Here is a 16744-nt window from a genome sequence, read left to right as displayed (position 1 = left end):
ATCACCAGTTAAAAGTCCGCATAAATAGTGTGATCCACTTCAAAAATCATCCTCAGCACCCTGATACCTCGCAGTTATTTTATCGTCGTTGATTTGAGCAAAGTGCGCTGCAAAGTTGCACAACTCATGTGCCATGCGTTTTTTAGCCGCACGAAATGATAAATGTAACTAAAGTTATAGAGTGTACCGTTTGGTTCATTAACAACTAGATAATAGAACGGTTACATCATGTCTCACTCAAAAGAACTCTTCGCTGTGCTCGGCCGCGTTATGGCGGTGGGTCTGTTCTTCGCTTCCGGTCTCGACAAGATCACCCACTATGCTGACAACCTGCAAACCATGGCGGACAGCGGTGTACCGGCCTTTTTCCTGCCGCTAGTGATCCTGCTGGAAGTGGGCGGCGGTCTGGCGATTGCCTTTGGTTTTTTGACGCGATTCACCGCCATTTTTATGGCGGTGTTCTCGGTTTTGGCGGGATTCCTGTTCTATCAGGGATACAGCCACGCACACCTGATGGTGTGGTTAAAAAATATCTCCTGCGCTGCCGGTTTCCTGATGCTGTGTCTGAACGGCGGCGGTAAATGGAGCCTCGATCATCTGATTCAGCAACGTCTAGCACGCCACTGAGTTTCTCCTTCAACCTTAATATTTCAGGACAACACCCATGAAAAAACTCCCGACAGTGCTGCTGTGCGGTGGACTTTTCTGTGCCGCGAGCCAGGCCGCCGAACCCGTTAACCAGGTTGCCGTATTAACCCATCACCAGGCGCAACAGCTGGTAGCGAAAGCCGAGCAGATTATCGATAGCCATCACATCGGCGGCGCGATTGCGGTGGTCGATCCTTTTGGTCAGCTGATCGCCTATGAGCGTCTGGATGGCGCCACGCTGGCGAACAGCGAACTCGCGCCGAAGAAAGCGCACTCGGCCGCCGCCTTTGGCGTGCCGACGTCCAGCTTTCAGCAGAAAATCGCTGCCGGAAATGTCGGCATGCTCGGTAATCCGGTGGTGGTACCGCTGCCAGGCGGTGAGCCGGTGAAAGTGAACGGCGTGGTGGTGGGCGCTATTGGTGTCAGCACGCCAGATGGCAACGTGGATGCGGAAGCGGCGCAGGGCGCGCTGTCGGCGCTGAAAGCAGGTTAGCCATGGAAAGAAGACGTTTCTTACAACTGATGATGGCCACGCCGGTCATCGTTTCTATCCCGTTGCAACCGCTGTTAGCCGCACCTGCCGATGCCTCTCAGGCATTGCTTTTGCGCGCCAGTGAACTGTTAACCGGACGCCGTGGCCTCGATATCGGCATCACTGAACGATTATGGACGCTGCTGTGTGAGCAGGATGCGGGATTCCCGGCTCAATTAGCGCGCCTGATGACGCGCCTCAATGCGCAGCACAGCGAAGATCGTGAGCAGATCGTTGCGCAGCTTGATGATGCCGATGTCAAAACGGCGTTGACGATTATTTCGCCGTGGTATCTCGGTTACACCGGCCATCCCTCCACCACCAAAGCGGTGGATGACGCGCACTTCGTCACCTTCCTGTCGGCGCTGATGTATGAACCGACGCGTGACCACACCATTCGTCCCAGCTATGCGCGGGCAGGCGGTGATTACTGGGCCGAAGTGCCGCCGGGCGTGATCGCGCCACCGATGCCCGGCTTGATCCGCGAATGGGGCGATCAATCGCCCGTCGCCGCAAAGCAGATTAAACAGCCTGATGCACCCTGGTTACTGATGGTGCAGGGCAAAGCCAAAACCCTCGTGGAAGCCGAGGCGATGCTGGCGCAGCACAATACCCTATAACAAGAATCGAGCAGGTACATCATGAGTGAATTTGATGCTGACGTGGTGATCGTCGGCTCCGGTGCGCTGGGCGCCAACGCCGCTTATCAGCTGGCGAAAGCGGGCAAATCGGTGATTATGCTGGAAGCAGGGCCTTATATTCCGCGCTGGAAAGTGGTGGAAAACTACCGAAACGGTGCCAGTAAACGTAACTGGTGCACGCCTTATCCGAATCTGCCGTGGGCACCAAACTCTTATACCGAAGGGTATATCGATGCCAAAGGGGATGACGATTTCGAGTATGTCACCAGCTATTTACGCGTAGCCGGCGGCAGTACGCGCCACTGGGCATCGGCCTGCTGGCGCCTTCTGCCCAATGATTTCAAGCTGAAAAGTGTGTACGGCGTTGGCCGCGACTGGCCGTTTGAATACAGCGAGCTGGAACCCTGGTATGTCAAAGCCGAGCGTGAAGTGGGCGTGGTAGGGACCGCCGATGAAGATCAAAGTGGGCAAGGACGCGGTCACTATCCACCACGATCAGCGGAATATCCGCTGCCGCCGGAAGCCAAGCCGTATATGGTGCAGCGCATGCAGTCAAAACTGGGCCCGATGGGTTATCAGGTGATTCATGAGCCGCACGCGCGTGTGTCACGGCCTTATGATGGTCGTCCGGCTTGCGCGGGTAACAACAACTGTGAGCCGATCTGTCCGATTGGCGCGATGTATTCTGGTGATATGCATGTCGATAAAGCGGTGGCGCTGGGCGTGCAGCTGCGCACCGAGTGTGTGGCCTGGAAGCTGGAGAAAGGCGCAGGTAACAAGATCGTCGCGCTGCATTATCGTCAGCCCGATGGCAAAGACACGCGCCTCACCGCGAAAACCTTCATCATCGCTGCGCACGGGCTGGAAACGCCAAAGCTGCTGCTAATGAATGATGTGGCCAACAGTTCCGATCAGGTCGGTCGTAACCTGATGGATCACACGGGTCTAAGCCTGACTTTTCTTGCCGACGAACCGCTGTGGACCGGTCGTGGTTCGGTGCAGCACGGCACCATCGCCAATCGTCGTGATGAAGCCACACGTGCACAGCACTCGGCGATCCGCTATTCGCTGCGTAACCTGGTGCCCAATGTCGATGTCACTGTGCCGCTGCTGAAACAGGGCATGATGGGGCAAGCGCTGGATGATGCGATTCGTGACCGCGCTTCGCGCATCATGAACATCAGTACCATGAGCGAAACGCTGCCGAGTCCCACCAACCGCGTGACGCCAAATTACGATCGCAAAGATTCGATTGGCCTGCCGATGCTCAACGTCAATTACCATCTTGATGATTATGTGCGCGGTATGCGCCCGCAGGCTTACAAGGATTTTGCTAACTTCCTGCAGGCCTTTAACGGTGAAGTGATTGAAGCACCGACCGGCTGGCGTAATCAGTATCACATCATGGGCACCACCATCATGGGGGATAACCCGCGAGATTCGGTGGTCGATGCGCATTGCCGTAGCTGGGATCATCCCAATCTGTTCCTTGCCACCACTGGCGTGATGCCCACCTCTGCGACGGTGAATCCCACGCTGACCGGCATCGCTTTGGCGCTGCGTATGGCCGATACCATCGCGAGGGAGATCTGATGATGCGCAAACCTATCAGACATCTGGCTGCGGCAAGCCTGTTGCTGGCCGGTGCTGTGCAGGCACAGGATGCTTCGCCGGATCTGGTCAAGCGAGGGGAATATCTGGCCACCGCCGGTGACTGCTCAGCCTGCCATCGCGATCCACACAGTGGTAAACCCTTCTCGGGCGGTTACGCGATTCAGTCTCCCATGGGGATGATTTACGGCTCCAATATCACGCCGTCGAAAACTGCCGGGATTGGCAACTATAGCCTGGCGGATTTCACCGACGTGATGCGCAAAGGCAAAGCACCGGGTAATCATTATCTCTATCCCGCTATGCCTTACACCTCCTTCGCCGGGCTGTCAGATGAGGATATCCACGCGCTTTACTCCTATCTGATGCTGGGCGTGCCAGCCGATGATCATCCGGCCCCCGAAACCGATCTGCCATTCCCGTTCTCCTTCCGTCCGGTGATGGCGATGTGGAATCTGCTGTTCCTGGATAGCAGTGCCGTGCCGGGCAGCAATGCGGCAGCAGGCAGTGCAGAACGGGGCGAGTATTTGGTCCGTACGCTGGCGCACTGCTCCACCTGCCATACCCCACGTAACGGCATGATGGCGGAACAGGGCGATCGTTTCCTCTCCGGCGGCAAGGTTGGCAGCTGGACAGCACCGAATATCACGCCAGATACACAAGCAGGTATCGGTGACTGGAGCAAAGCGGAGATAGTCACTTATCTGCGCACTGGCGCGCTACACGGTAAAGCGATTGCCGCAGGTGAGATGGGTACAGCGGTTCAGAACTCGTTCTCGAAAATGCAGCAAAGCGATCTGGAGGCAATGGCACATTATCTGAAGCAGGTGCCTGCGATCGGCGGCGCTGATCGTAAAGCGCCTTCTGTTGCACCGCAGGCCACGCCGCTGTCAGCCATCGAAACCGGCATGAAAAATGAGATCACGGACTATGTCTCAGGCGATGCCATGAGCGGGGCACAACTGTACAACGGTGCCTGCGCCACTTGCCATGCCAGTGACGGACGCGGAACCCACGATGCTCAGCGCTTCTATCCCGCGCTAGTGGGATCTTCAGCGGTGCTGTCGGACGATCCCGCCAACCTGATCATGACCATCGCGGAAGGCGTGGATCGCCAGACCGGCAACGATCACGCCTTTATGCCGGAGTTTCGCACCCAGTTTAGTCAGGCCGAACTCACTAAAGTCGCGAACTATGTCTCCACCAACTTTGGCAACCCGCAGCATGTCATCACTCCGGCTGATGTGGAACAAACGCTGAAAGGCGAAAGCGGCAGCTGGCTGGTGCGATACGCACATGTGCTAAGCATCATCGGTGGTGGGGTTGCGCTACTGGTGGTGGTTGCGGCGTTGATCCTTGTGCTGCGCCGCCGGAAATAACTTTTATGGGCGACGTTGAGGTCGCCCGCATTCATCACGGTACGACCCTTTAAGGAGTGACTTCAATGAAAAAGGCTTTATCCCTTGCGCTATTGAGCGCCGCACTGTTCGGTTCTGCTGCCGCACAGGCCACCCTGACGCAAACCATTCTCTCGCAGGGTGATGCGCAGAAGCTGATCGCGGCCGCGCAGGAAAAAGCGCATGCGCTGAACGCCAACGTCTGCATTGCTGTGTTGGATCAGTCAGGCCAACTGCTGGCGTTTAACCGCATGGACAATGCGCCTGTCGGCTGCATCGATTCTTCGATTCTGAAAGGCCGTGCGGCGGCGTTGTATCGCACGCCAACAGACAAATACATGGATCGCGCCAACGGTAAAGAACCGGCTATTGCCACCTTGCCGGGCGTCATCCCGCTGGGCGGTGGTTCACCGGTGGTGTGGCAAAACAATACCATTGGTGCCGTGGGTGTCAGCGGCTCTGCTAACCCAAATGAAATCGCCATCGCCAAAGCCGCGAGCGAAAGCTTTAAATAACGGTGCTTGTCGTTACCTGGATGTTCATGACGTAAAGGTGCTTCCTGATGCACCGGCGGGCGGCCTGAGGGCCGCCCGTGCCACACAACCCACGGCGAATCAGCCTCTCATTACGCTCTGCTCCGACCTGCTCACCCATCAAGTTCCTGCGCCGCGCGCCGATAGTCTCTACAGAGGGATGTAGGTGCACAGGGAGTGGTTCATTTTTAACCGAAAAAGTGTCAACTCCAGGAGCGCCATAATGGCCAAACTTGCATCATCAAAGAAAACAATGAGCACCCGCACGCAGATGCTGCTGACGGGCGCCTTAACCATCACCCTCGGTTTTGCCGTGACCATCGGCGTCTTGAGCTGGCAGTCCAGCAACGAGCAGAAGTCATTGGCTGAAAACTACCTGCAGCAAATTGCCCATACCCAGGCGCTGCAAATCCAGCAGGAACTCAGCTATGCACGAGACGTGGCACATAACCTCGGGCACAGCCTGATTGCGCTGCCAGCGGCAGGGATCCAGGATCGTAAGGTTGCCGATAAAGTCATGGAGTCGGCACTGCGCGATAATCCTGACTACCTGTCGATTTCAGTGATCTTTGAAGAAAACGCCTTCGATGGCCGCGACGCCGAGTTCGCTACCCAGCCGGGTGCTGCGCCGAAGGGCCGTTATGCCTTCTTCGTTGATCGCGATCAGTCAGGCAATTTCAAGATGCACCCACTGACGTCGATCTTTACACCGGGCCAGGGTGACTACTATCTGCTACCACAGAAAAGTCAAAAAGACACCCTGATTGAACCCTACAGCTATGCCTATAACGGTGTTCCAACACTGCTGACGTCCGTGGCGGCGCCGATTCTCAGCCAGGGGAAATTGTGGGGTGTTGTGACTTCAGATATTTCGCTGGCCTCGTTGCAGGAAAGGGTGAATAAAATCAAACCCTGGGAAGGCGTGGGCTACGCCATGCTGCTATCCAGCGCGGGCAATGTGGTGTCTTACCCGGATAAAAACCAAACCAGCAAAGCGTGGAAAGGCGATACCCATCACTACAGTTCAGACGTCATGGAACAACATGACGCGTTACTGGGTGAAGATGCATTGGTCACCTGGCAGCCGGTGGTGATCGGCAATAGCGATCAGAAATGGTATCTCGGGGTGGTCGCGCCGGTCAGCAAAGTGATGGCGGCGGCGCATCATCAACTGGTCAACGCCGTGATCCTGATGGTCATCAGTATTCTGGTGGTCTGCGCACTGCTGGGCCTGTTATTCAGCCGTAAAGTACTGAAGCCGATTGGTGGCGAACCGCTTGAAGCCGCGACCATTGCGCTGGCGGTGGCGGATGGCAAACTGGATAACGTCATCACGTTGAAAGGGCGTGATAACAGCAGCCTGTTCTATGCGCTGCATACCATGCAAAACCAACTGCGTGAGATTGTCGGCCAGATCCAGGATGCCAGTTCCTCTGTTCGTCAGGGCGCAGGCGAAATTGCCAGCGGCAACCTGAATCTGGCTTCACGCACGGAAGAACAGGCGGCGGCACTGGAACAAACGGCCGCCAGTATGGAGCAGATCACCGCCACGGTGAAACACAACGCCACCAATGCGCATCAGGCAACGGCGTTGACGGAAAACGCCACGCAGATCGCCAGCCGGGGTGAATCGCTGGTGGGTGAAGTGGTACAAACCATGGCGCAGATCGACGATAGCGCGAAGAAGATCGGCGATATCACCGCCATCATCAACAGCATCGCTTTCCAGACCAACATCCTTGCGCTGAATGCGGCGGTGGAAGCGGCGCGTGCCGGTGAGCAGGGGCGTGGTTTTGCTGTGGTGGCTTCTGAAGTGCGTAATCTGGCGCAGCGCAGTGCCAACGCGGTGAAAGAGATTGCGGCGCTGATAGAAGAGTCGAGCCAGCGAGTTGGCAGCGGTGTGCAACTGGTGCAGGACGCCGGTAAGACCATGCAGGAGATGACCCAGGCAGTGAACTCAGTGCGCACTATCATCGGTGAGATTGTGGTGGCATCCGATGAACAGGCGCGCGGTATCAGCCAGGTCACCATCGCGGTGAATGAAATGGACGGCACCACGCAGCAAAACGCCGCGCTGGTGCAACAGATGTCTGCCGCCGCCAGTTCGCTGGAAGACCAGGCGGCACAACTGGCGCAAACGGTGGGACGTTTTCAGTTGAGTTGAGATAGTCGTCTGAGTTGAAGAGCTTGTCACAACAGGCCGCGCCTTATAACGTAAGGTGCGGCCTTGTGCTATTGGGGCAAGGCCGGCAATATCTTCCACACATCGGGAACCACCATGAATCGTCAGCAACTGTTCGACCACATCAGCCAAACGTACCAGATAGAACCTGACTATCCGTGGAAAAAACACAGTGAATACGCGGTCCTGCGGCACCCACGCCACCGTAAATGGTTTGCACTGGTGTTTCCGCTTGAGAGCCATAAACTCGGTTTGGCCGACGGTCCGATGGTTCAGGTGATGAATATCAAAACACGTCCTGAACTTACCGGTTCCCTGCGCCAGCAGCACGGCGTCTATCCGGCCTATCACATGAACAAAGAGCACTGGATCAGCCTGACGCTGGAAAACGGCTTACCGGATAGCGAGATTATTGCACTGCTGGACGACAGCTTTAGCTTAACGTTTTAGGTTTTCGCGCGAGGATGACATCGAGCGGTGACATCGGAAACGGTTGCATCCGCTGGACGCGCTCAATATCAAATCCTGCCTGCTGTAATTCCTCGCACAATACCCCTTCATTTGTGACGTTGTAACCTCTCATCATTAATGGGGTAAAGAATGGCAGCACTTGCCGTGCTTCCTCTGGATTCACTGGGATTTCTGAATGGGCGCTGATCAGCAATCCGCCTGGCTTTAAACGCGTGAACCACTCGCGCAGCATCGCCTGTCTGTCCGCCATAAAATAGAGAAACGATGAACTCCAGATGATGTCCACCTGACGCTCTTTCGGAAACGTCGCCAGAGCGCAACAGCGATCGCTTAGGCTGGCTTTTTCGATATTGCGCTGCGCGATGGTGGCAGTTTGGGGCAGGTCAAACACGATCACCGAAAGCTGTGAAAAGCGTTGGGCTAACGCAATGCTGATTAGACCCGGTCCGCCGCCCATATCCAGCAATAGCGCCGGACGCTGAAAATCAGCCAGGGTATCCGCAACCGCACAAGCGGTCTCTGCACTGAGGGCACGTTGCTCCTGGGCAATTTGATGCAAGGCGGCATCCGCCCACGCGGTATCGATTTGCAAGGGATCCTGCCAGCCGGGTTCCGCCTGGGTCAGCAGTTGTGGCAAACGTTGAGCAAACTGCTGTAACACCTGATGACGATAGCGCCAGGCGTCACCAATATAGCGGCGACTGTCATGACACAGCCAGGCATGCACATTCGGCGCCAGTACAAAGCAGTCAGCTTCATGCGACAGTAATTCCGTACTCCATAACAGACGTAACAGATGATAAGCCTGCTGTGGTTGCCAGTCGTAGTGTTGAGCGACTTGCGCAGCCGTGGCAGGTAACGCCAGAAAATCAAACAAGCGATGTTCAAATGCTATTGCCACAGCGCCGTTGAGGGCATGCTGAGCCAGCAGTTGATCGAGGGTAGTTAGCGGGGAACGCATGGCAATCTCCTGAGCGGGTAACGTGAACATCAGACTAGCCTTTCGCGTAAATGCAATTTATTCTCATTTGTCTGCAAGACGGTGATTTAACTCTGCGGGAGGAGAAAGGATGCAGAAACCCGGCGAGATGCATGTGCGCCAGCATCAACTGTCACAGGATATGCGCATGGTGCAGTCTGATTACTGGCCCGTTGAGGCGCTCTGTGAGTCTTCACGACCCACTCACACGCAACCACAGCTGGTGCTGACCTTTGGCCTGCGAGGAGAATCCCGTTTTCGGGAAACCAGCGGACGTGAAATAGCCTTCAGCGCCGGGCATTTGACCGTCACCAGTTTTCAGGCCAGCCAGGGCGAGCGCTTGTATCGCGCAGGTGAGCGGGTGCAGCAGTTGCGCCTGATCCTCAGTGCCGCGAATGTGCGCCACTATTTTGGTGAAATAGCGGCAGCAGGATTGCTACAGCCACAGCTCAAACGCCATCTGTTTTGCCGATTCGGTCATGCTACCGCTGCACAACTCAATCAAGCGCATCACGATCCGTTGCGACTGGAAATTCAGGCGCTCAGCCTGCTGGCATTGCATCGTCACCAGCTTCAACCCACGGAAACGCTTCACAAGTTGCATCCACAGATGATTGAACGGCTGGAACAGGCACGCGACTGGATGCGCAATCATTTGGCTGATGCTTTCTCGCTGAGTGCGCTGGCGCTGGCGGCAGGGTTAAGTGACTACCAGTTGAAAAAAGGGTTTCAGCAGCATTTTCACTGCACGCCGGGCGCGATGTTGTTGCAGATGCGCATGGAGCACGCTCATCGCTTGCTGGAAAAGGGATTTCAGGTGGCTCAGGCGGCATGGCAGGTAGGTTATCAACATCCGCGCAATTTCAGCGTCGCGTTTCAGCGCTTTTTTGGACGCCCGGCCAGTGCCATAACCGGGCGCAAAAGAGAGGACTAACGCGAGCGGCGCGAGGGCATCATGCGCAGTAATGTGTTGTCTTTGAACAGATAGTGATGGGCGAGTGCCGCCACCGCATGAATGCCAATCAGCCAGTAACCGTAAGGCGCGAGCGTTTCATGCCAGTCCGCAATGCTGTCAGCAAAGTCAGGATCGGGGTCGCCGCTCACCGGCATAGGAATCCCGAAAATCCACCAGGTGCGGCCCATATAAAAGCGCGACAAAATGCCGAGTGTCGGCAACACAATAAAGAACAGGTAGATCGCCAGATGCATCAGGTGCGCCAGGCCAGTCTGCCAGTGGGGTGGTTTCGGTACAATCGCTGGGCTGCGATGGCGAAAACGCAGAATGATACGAGAGAGCATCAGCACCAGCACACAACTCCCTGCGCTGAAATGGCCAATGATCATAGCAAAGCCCTGCCAGGATCCCCGCGTCGCCAACCCGCGAAATTCCATGGTGCAATAGGCTGTGACGACCAGTAAGAAGGTCAGCCAGTGAAGAAAAATCTGCGAGGGGGCGTATTTGGTGCTCATCATTTATTCCATCAGAAGGCAAAGCAGAAGCGCTAACATAGCGGAAAGCGCACTGAATTAATTCATATTTTGACACATCCACGGACGAAATACTTACCGCTGGGCTTCTGATGTCTGCATTAGCTGGCTGAGTAACGTCTGCAGTTGCTGTTGTTGATCAAGACTCAACGCCGCCAGCAGATCACGTTGGGTCGCAGTATGAACCAGCAGGGCTTGCTCAATCTTTTCACGACCGGCATCGGTTAAGGCAACCAGCATGCTGCGTTTATCATCAGGATCGGCCACGCGCTCAATGGATCCCACCTCTTCAAGGCGATTAAGCCGATTGGTCATCGCGCCGGAAGTGATTAACAGCGATTTGTAGAGTTGGGTGGGTGAGAGGCAATAAGGTGCACCCGCACGGCGCAACGTGGCGAGCACATCAAATTCTCCCTCGCGAAAGTGAAAGGGAGCCAGTGCCTCAGCGCGCCGGGTGGCGAGGTGTTTCATGATGCGCAGCATGCGGCCAAATATCGCCATTGAGGAGGCATCCAACTCCGGCATCGCATTGGCCCACTGCTCAATAACAAAATCAACGTGGTCGGTCATTTTTCCCCTCGAATGTGGTGCTTTGTGCGCACCCCTCTATCGAAATGCCGCAAAGTATCTTAACGTTAAGATACTTTTGACGCACATGGAGATGCAACATGACTCGTACCTTACCTGCTTTAGGCATGTTTGCCTTACTGGTTTTCATCATCGCCCTGAATTTACGACCGATTATGGCGGCCATTGGACCGCTGTTTCCGCTACTGCAACGCGAATCACACCTCAACGCTACCCAACTCAGTTTGCTCACCACCTTGCCGGTGGTGATGATGGGCGTGTCAGCCCTGGCGGGGCCATGGTTGCTTGGTTTTATCGGAGAGGTTCGCGGGATCGCCGCAGGTTTGATTCTGCTGGCATTGGCTTGCCTGCTTCGCGGTGCTGTTCCTGATGTCGAGGTGCTACTTGCCAGTGCGCTGGTGGCGGGCACAGGGATTGGGTTAATTCAGGCATTGATGCCGGCGCTGATTAAACGGCACTTTGCTGCGCAGGCCGGCACGTTAATGGCACTGTTTACCACCGGGATCATGGCGGGTGCAGCGTTAGCGGCTGCAACGGCCGCCCCGTTGGCGGATGCGCAGGGGCTGGGCATGGCACTGGCACTGCCGGTTGTCCCCGCGATCGTTGCGGTACTGCTGTGGTTAATCACGTTGCGCCGCAGCGTTCCTGCTGCGAAGGATCAGCGTGCCAAACCCGTACGAACTCACCGTAATGGGTTGCTCATGGTGTTCTTCGGGATTGGCACGGGGGCTTACACGCTGGTATTGGCGTGGCTGCCACCGTTTTACATGCAGCATGGTTGGACGCCGCAGCACAGCGGCTATGTGCTCGGTGCGCTGACGTTAACCGAGGTGGTGGCAGGCTTTATTGTGTCTGGCTTGATCCATCGCTTCCACGATCGTCGGCCTCCACTGCTGCTGGTGCTGACCCTCCTGCTGCTGGGATTAATCAGCCTGCTGTGGCTGGGCGGCGCGCTGGCGTGGTTGCCCACCATGCTACTCGGATTGGGGATTGGTGCGTTGTTCCCGCTTTCATTGATCGTGACGCTTGATCATGCGCACTCCCCGGAAGAGGCGGCGGGCTTGTTATCCTTTGTGCAAGGCGGCGGTTATTTGCTGGCAGCGTTGATGCCACTGATTGCGGGCATCGTTCGCGATCGCGCCGACTCACTTAACAGCGCATGGGCCATCATGAGCGTTGGGGTCGTGGTATTGATGATGATGGCAGTACGTTTCAAACCTCAGCGATAACTCTGCCCATGGCTTGCAGAAGGTTTAAGGCAACGCTTACCATTGCGGGCGATTAACATAACCAGGAGTTTTTATGTCACCACAAGTCGGTATAGGCGTATTGATTTTCCGTGAAGGAAAACTGCTGCTGGGCCGCCGCAAGGGCAGCCACGGTGCAGGGGACTGGTCGGCACCTGGCGGACACCTGGAATTTGGCGAATCGCCGGATGATTGCGCACGACGTGAAGTGCTTGAAGAAACGGGATTAACTCTGACTGAATTGCAAAACGGCGCGTTCACCAGTGATGTGTTCCCTGAGGCTAACAAACACTACATCACCTTGCTGCTGGTGGCACATCATCCTCAGGGTGAACCGCAGTTGATGGAACCGGAGAAGTGTGAAGGCTGGCAGTGGTTTGCACCTGAAGCGCTCCCGCAGCCGCTGTTCGCGCCGCTGCGCACCTGGATTGCTCGCGATGGCGTCGCCGCATTGCAACAGCTTGCACAGGTTACAGTGCGATAATCGCCTCAATCTCGACTTTCAGATCCGGTGAGAACAGCTGGCTAATTTGCACCAGCGAACTGGCGGGAAGATGATGGCCATAATGCTTAAAGAGCACGGCCCGCAGATCATTAATTTGGGCAAAGGAGGTGATGAAAATGGTCACTTTAATCAGATTGCTCAGCGAGGTATTTTCGGAAGCCGCAATCAGGTGCAGCTGCTGAAAGATAGCCTCAGCCTGTGAGGCAATATCACCTTGCTGCGCGGGCGTGGCGAAAGCCGTTAAGCCTGAAACATATAAAGTGTCGCCATGCTTTACTGCGTGCACATAAGGCGCTTTCACTTCCCCCAGTTCCGGGTAATTTTTGCGTATCAACATCGATTGCTCCTTATTCCAGTTTCAGCACCATCACCGTGACGTCCTCATCGGCAATGTTTCGCTGGTCCACATCCTGCCAGCCAAAGCGGCGATACAAGGCTTGTTGGTCGGGCGTATACAGCCAAAGTGCAGGGATCGATTTTGCTCGCGCTTCGGCAATCAGCTGGGTCACTAATGCACTGGCCAACCCTTTACCGCGATGCTCGCGAGCGGTGATCACTTCACCCAGCCAAAATTCACGCTCAGGGATGTCACTCAATTCGTAATGGATGATGCTGGCGGTGGCCATCAATTCGCCTTCGTGCGTGGCGGCAAACAGCGTCATCGTTTGGGCATCAGCGGCATTGCGTGATTCGAGGCGCTGGCGAATCACTTGCTCATCACGCCAGTTAGGCAATTCGCTCCATTCATGATGCAACATGCGGGTCACTTGATCATAAAAAGTTGGCATCTGGGCCAGACAATGAATCTGCATCGAACATTCTTCAGGGCTAACAGGTGAGTCAAACACCATAACCGCTAACTCTGGAATGAACCAGGCTATTTGCTGCATGCTCGCCAGTTAAGAGCCGTTTTGTAAATGCTGCCACTGTTAAAAGTGGCAATTATTTTCGTGTGGGTGAGAATGCCGGAGTGCGGGCCAGAGCCCCTCTGAACCGCACCAGACTGCGTTATCACCCGCCGCTTAACTGACAAGCCGTAAGCTATTAACCAGGTTTTATGCTCAAACGCTCTCGTGGGCCAATGCCACCGCATCTTCCCCGGCGGGAATGCGCATCGGTGCGTTGGGATCTGTGGCTGCTTGCCATATCGCGGCGGCGACATCGTCGGCTTTGGTGGTAGGCTGCGGTTGGTGCATGCTCGCCATAATGCCATCCAGCATCGGCTGATAGGCGTCGAGGAAGGTTTGCTCCATGCGCGGCATGGCGTTCTTGCCGAAATCGGTGGTGGGCGCCAGGCCTGGCAACACCAGCCGCACATTAACATTAAACGGCTGCAACTCTAGCGCCAGTGATTCCGTAAACGCGTTGACGGCGGCTTTACTGCCCGTATACACCGCCAGCAGCGGCAGGGATTTCAGCGTCACGGTGGACGTCACGTTGATCACCGTACCGCTGCGTTTGGCGCGGAACTGAGGCAGCACCGCCTGCGTCATGGCGATAGTGCCCAGCGTGTTAGTCTCAAACACTTCGCGTACGGTGGACATCGGCGTGCCTTCCAGTGAGGTCAGCACACCAATCCCGGCGTTGTTCACCAGCACGTCGATTTCGCCTGCGTCCGCGATTGCCCGATTGATACTGTCTGCATTAGAAACGTCCAGCGGCAATAAACGTAAATTTTCCGAAGCCGGGAATAGCGCCGGGCGAGGATGACGCATAGTGGCAATCACCTTCCAGCCGCGTTCCAGGAAATAGAGCGCGGTGGCGTTTCCGAAGCCAGAAGAACAGCCGGTGATGAGGATCGTTTTCATTTTTCACTCCTGCATTGCATTGGGTAGAGGCTCACTATAGAGTCAGCGAGATGGACTCACTACAATGCAAAGTCCACATTTCATTCTCAGGAGTCCATAATGATCGATCCCCTTGCTGAGATAGTGTCACTACTGCAACCTCAGGCGGCCTTTTCCAAACGTGCACGCGCCAATGGCCGCTGGCGCGTAAATCGCAGTGAAACCGGACAGCCATTTTACTGCCTGGTGTTGGCTGGGCGCAGTCAGTTGAAGATGAAAGGGCATGAACCGATCCCGCTTGAGCAGGGCGATTTTGTCCTGATCCCGGCAGCGTGGGAATTCTGTATGAGCAGTGCCGAGCCACCCGAAGACGATGCACCTGAAACATTGCCGGAAATGCTCAGCCCCGGTGAATTCTGGATCGGCAATCAACAACAGCCTGCCGAAGTTCAAACGCTGATTGGTTATTGCCAGTTTGGTGCGCCAGATGCGGGATTAATCGTCTCGCTGTTACCCCAATTTATTCATATTCGCGGTGAGTCACGGTTGACCACGCTGGTACAACTGGTGATGGATGAGTGTCGTGCGCAGCGTCCTGCTCGCCATGTGGTACTGGAACGTTTGCTGGAATTGCTGCTGATCGAGGCGCTGCGTTCAATGCCAATCTGTAATGCTTGCCCTGGCGTGATGAGCGGTTTAGCCGACGAACGTCTGGCAGCCGCCATCCGCGATATTCACGCCAACCCGGCGCATCCCTGGACTGTGGCGCAATTAGCCAAAGTTTCCGCGTTATCCCGTTCGGCGTTCTTTGTGCGTTTCCGCGCAGCAGTGGGTGTAGCGCCGATGGTCTATCTGCTCACCTGGCGCATGGCTTTGGCCAAAAATTTACTGCGCGGCAAAAATATGGCGGTAGCGGATGTCGCAGAACGCGTCGGCTATCGTTCCGCCAGTGCGTTTAGTGTGGCCTTCACCCGTTATGTGGGGCAACCGCCCGCATGGTTTGCCGCTGAACGGGACATCTAGCGGAACAGTTTAAGATTGCCCGTCAAACCAGTAATTTTCTTTTTGGGGCCAATCAGACCAATCGCAACCAGCTCAATATGGTCACTGTGGGCGCTGGCAATTCGCTCGCCATACTCCTCGTAGGTTTTACAAGACTGCGCCAGCGCACTAAACGGCATGGCGAAGATCTCTGGGTCCGCGTTGCTTGCCTTTTGCAGTTCACGCAGATAGTCACCTTCCGCCAGCAGCACGGGCAGGGGAGCATAAATCACACCGGGATAGTTGAATCCATCTTCACTCTGCAAATCCGGGCCGACGATATGATCAACCAACTTGCCAAAACTGATACCGATGACGCTGGCTGCATTCAGCGCCAGCCCGGTCGGTAACTGGTTGTCGATGATGAGGGTGCAGCGATGTTGGTGAGGATCGAATTGCATGGGTAACTCCGTAAGCGACTGAGATTAAGCGCCATGGTGGCTGAGGTAAAAATTATGCGGCAGGCAGTAAGAAAAGTGCTTGCGGAGTTCATGGAAAAAAGCATGAATTAAGGATGAATATTCCTGTTTAACGCTATCAATGGAAAGGATTAACCTAAAATGAGTTTAAGCAAGACAGACATCCAAATATTGGAACATTTGCAGCAGGATGCGCGCGTGACGAATCAGGATCTTGCTGATGCGATTGGGTTGTCGGCATCGCCCACCTGGCGCAAGGTGCGCAAGCTGGAAGAAGATGGGGTGATTCAGGGCTATCGCGCCGTGCTTAACCGGCGCAAGATTGGCCTGAATGTGATGGTGTTCGTGCGTGTCAGCATCGACAGTCATAGCGAAGCCGAAGCACGTAAATTTGAAGCAGAAGTGACCGCGCTGGAAAATGTGGTCTCCTGCTGCAGTATTGGCGGCGATGCAGACTTCTTATTGCAGGTGGTATCGGCAGATATGGATGCCTATGCCGACTTTGCGATGTCGGTTATTCGGCGATTGCCGGGAATTAAAGAGATGCAGAGTATGTTTGTGCTGAAGGAAGTGAAAGGGATGACGGGGTTGCCCTTGAAATGAACCTTAACCTCTAAAGGTTTTACGTTAAATTTCAGACAGGTTAGCCTTACTAACTAAAAAATATACTGTATG

The 16744-nt window shown here is 55.4% G+C and carries 20 protein-coding genes; 13 read left to right on the top strand and 7 right to left on the bottom strand.

Annotated elements, in window-relative coordinates; all coding sequences use genetic code 11:
• Positions 1 to 228 precede the first annotated feature (228 nt).
• The 8 genes from VI01_RS12635 to VI01_RS12600 all read left to right on the top strand — a co-directional run bounded on the left by VI01_RS12635 (position 229) and on the right by VI01_RS12600 (position 7994).
• Positions 229 to 627, top strand: coding sequence for a DoxX family protein (locus VI01_RS12635; RefSeq protein ID WP_045815406.1), 399 nt, complete (start codon positions 229 to 231; stop codon positions 625 to 627).
• Positions 628 to 664: 37 nt separating this feature from the next.
• A complete protein-coding gene (locus VI01_RS12630; RefSeq protein WP_045815405.1) occupies positions 665 to 1141 on the top strand; it encodes a heme-binding protein in 477 nt (158 codons plus the stop codon).
• 2 nt (positions 1142 to 1143) lie between these two features.
• The gene (locus VI01_RS12625) at positions 1144 to 1800 is read left to right on the top strand and encodes a sugar dehydrogenase complex small subunit (RefSeq protein WP_045815404.1); all 657 of its coding nucleotides are present in this window, start codon (positions 1144 to 1146) and stop codon (positions 1798 to 1800) included.
• A gap of 21 nt (positions 1801 to 1821) precedes the next feature.
• A complete protein-coding gene (locus tag VI01_RS12620; RefSeq protein WP_034829792.1) occupies positions 1822 to 3414 on the top strand; it encodes a GMC family oxidoreductase in 1593 nt (530 codons plus the stop codon).
• Entirely contained in the window at positions 3414 to 4811 is a 1398-nt protein-coding gene (locus tag VI01_RS12615; protein WP_045815403.1) for a cytochrome c, read from the top strand. The genes VI01_RS12620 and VI01_RS12615 overlap by 1 nt, the downstream gene beginning before the upstream one ends.
• A gap of 65 nt (positions 4812 to 4876) precedes the next feature.
• Complete coding sequence (locus VI01_RS12610; protein WP_045815402.1) at positions 4877 to 5344, top strand: heme-binding protein; 468 nt, start codon at positions 4877 to 4879, stop codon at positions 5342 to 5344.
• A gap of 241 nt (positions 5345 to 5585) precedes the next feature.
• Positions 5586 to 7526, top strand: a complete 1941-nt coding sequence (locus VI01_RS12605) for a methyl-accepting chemotaxis protein (RefSeq protein WP_045815401.1) — start codon at positions 5586 to 5588, stop codon at positions 7524 to 7526.
• A 114-nt stretch (positions 7527 to 7640) separates the two neighbouring features.
• On the top strand, positions 7641 to 7994 hold the full coding sequence (locus VI01_RS12600) for an MmcQ/YjbR family DNA-binding protein (protein ID WP_045815400.1): 354 nt from the start codon (positions 7641 to 7643) through the stop codon (positions 7992 to 7994).
• Here the strand turns inward: VI01_RS12600 and VI01_RS12595 are convergent.
• Positions 7978 to 8976, bottom strand: a complete 999-nt coding sequence (locus VI01_RS12595) for a trans-aconitate 2-methyltransferase (RefSeq protein WP_045815399.1) — start codon at positions 8974 to 8976, stop codon at positions 7978 to 7980. The genes VI01_RS12600 and VI01_RS12595 overlap by 17 nt on opposite strands.
• A 109-nt stretch (positions 8977 to 9085) precedes the next feature.
• Between VI01_RS12595 and VI01_RS12590 the strand changes: the two genes are divergently transcribed.
• Positions 9086 to 9928 (top strand): AraC family transcriptional regulator, encoded by an 843-nt coding sequence (locus VI01_RS12590; protein ID WP_045815398.1) that lies wholly within the window; start codon positions 9086 to 9088, stop codon positions 9926 to 9928.
• On the opposite strand, the gene cybB is transcribed toward VI01_RS12590, so the two are convergent.
• Together cybB and VI01_RS12580 are read right to left on the bottom strand one after the other, a co-directional pair.
• The gene (gene cybB / locus VI01_RS12585; protein WP_045815397.1) at positions 9925 to 10464 is read right to left on the bottom strand and encodes a cytochrome b561; all 540 of its coding nucleotides are present in this window, start codon (positions 10462 to 10464) and stop codon (positions 9925 to 9927) included. The genes VI01_RS12590 and cybB overlap by 4 nt on opposite strands.
• A gap of 93 nt (positions 10465 to 10557) precedes the next feature.
• Positions 10558 to 11052 (bottom strand): MarR family transcriptional regulator, encoded by a 495-nt coding sequence (locus tag VI01_RS12580; RefSeq protein ID WP_045815396.1) that lies wholly within the window; start codon positions 11050 to 11052, stop codon positions 10558 to 10560.
• A 98-nt stretch (positions 11053 to 11150) separates the two neighbouring features.
• Between VI01_RS12580 and VI01_RS12575 the strand changes: the two genes are divergently transcribed.
• Together VI01_RS12575 and VI01_RS12570 are read left to right on the top strand one after the other, a co-directional pair.
• The gene (locus VI01_RS12575; protein ID WP_045815395.1) at positions 11151 to 12299 is read left to right on the top strand and encodes an MFS transporter; all 1149 of its coding nucleotides are present in this window, start codon (positions 11151 to 11153) and stop codon (positions 12297 to 12299) included.
• A 73-nt stretch (positions 12300 to 12372) separates the two neighbouring features.
• Positions 12373 to 12801, top strand: a complete 429-nt coding sequence (locus VI01_RS12570; protein ID WP_045815394.1) for an NUDIX hydrolase — start codon at positions 12373 to 12375, stop codon at positions 12799 to 12801.
• Here the strand turns inward: VI01_RS12570 and VI01_RS12565 are convergent.
• The 3 genes from VI01_RS12565 to VI01_RS12555 form a co-directional block, all read right to left on the bottom strand.
• On the bottom strand, positions 12788 to 13159 hold the full coding sequence (locus tag VI01_RS12565) for a RidA family protein (protein WP_045815393.1): 372 nt from the start codon (positions 13157 to 13159) through the stop codon (positions 12788 to 12790). The genes VI01_RS12570 and VI01_RS12565 overlap by 14 nt on opposite strands.
• Positions 13160 to 13169: 10 nt before the next feature.
• A complete protein-coding gene (locus VI01_RS12560) occupies positions 13170 to 13580 on the bottom strand; it encodes a GNAT family N-acetyltransferase (protein ID WP_369801874.1) in 411 nt (136 codons plus the stop codon).
• Between the two features lie 303 nt (positions 13581 to 13883).
• Positions 13884 to 14630: an SDR family oxidoreductase gene (locus VI01_RS12555; RefSeq protein ID WP_045815392.1), complete on the bottom strand. Its 747-nt coding sequence runs from the start codon at positions 14628 to 14630 to the stop codon at positions 13884 to 13886.
• A gap of 99 nt (positions 14631 to 14729) precedes the next feature.
• On the opposite strand from VI01_RS12555, the gene VI01_RS12550 reads away from it, so the two are divergent.
• Positions 14730 to 15632 (top strand): AraC family transcriptional regulator, encoded by a 903-nt coding sequence (locus VI01_RS12550; RefSeq protein WP_045815391.1) that lies wholly within the window; start codon positions 14730 to 14732, stop codon positions 15630 to 15632.
• Here the strand turns inward: VI01_RS12550 and VI01_RS12545 are convergent.
• On the bottom strand, positions 15629 to 16051 hold the full coding sequence (locus tag VI01_RS12545) for a DUF2000 domain-containing protein (protein ID WP_045815390.1): 423 nt from the start codon (positions 16049 to 16051) through the stop codon (positions 15629 to 15631). The genes VI01_RS12550 and VI01_RS12545 overlap by 4 nt on opposite strands.
• A gap of 159 nt (positions 16052 to 16210) precedes the next feature.
• Here VI01_RS12545 and VI01_RS12540 point away from each other — a divergent pair, with 159 nt between their 5' ends.
• Positions 16211 to 16672 carry an Lrp/AsnC family transcriptional regulator gene (locus VI01_RS12540; RefSeq protein WP_045815389.1) on the top strand — a complete coding sequence of 154 codons (462 nt, stop codon included), beginning with the start codon at positions 16211 to 16213 and terminating at the stop codon, positions 16670 to 16672.
• The last annotated feature ends 72 nt before the right edge of the window (positions 16673 to 16744 follow it).

This window comes from Pantoea sp. SM3 (genome assembly GCF_000963995.1).
Classification (GTDB): domain Bacteria; phylum Pseudomonadota; class Gammaproteobacteria; order Enterobacterales; family Enterobacteriaceae; genus Pantoea; species Pantoea rwandensis_B.
The sequence above is the reverse complement of the archived record's forward strand: the minus strand, read 5'-3'. Positions and strand labels throughout refer to the sequence as shown.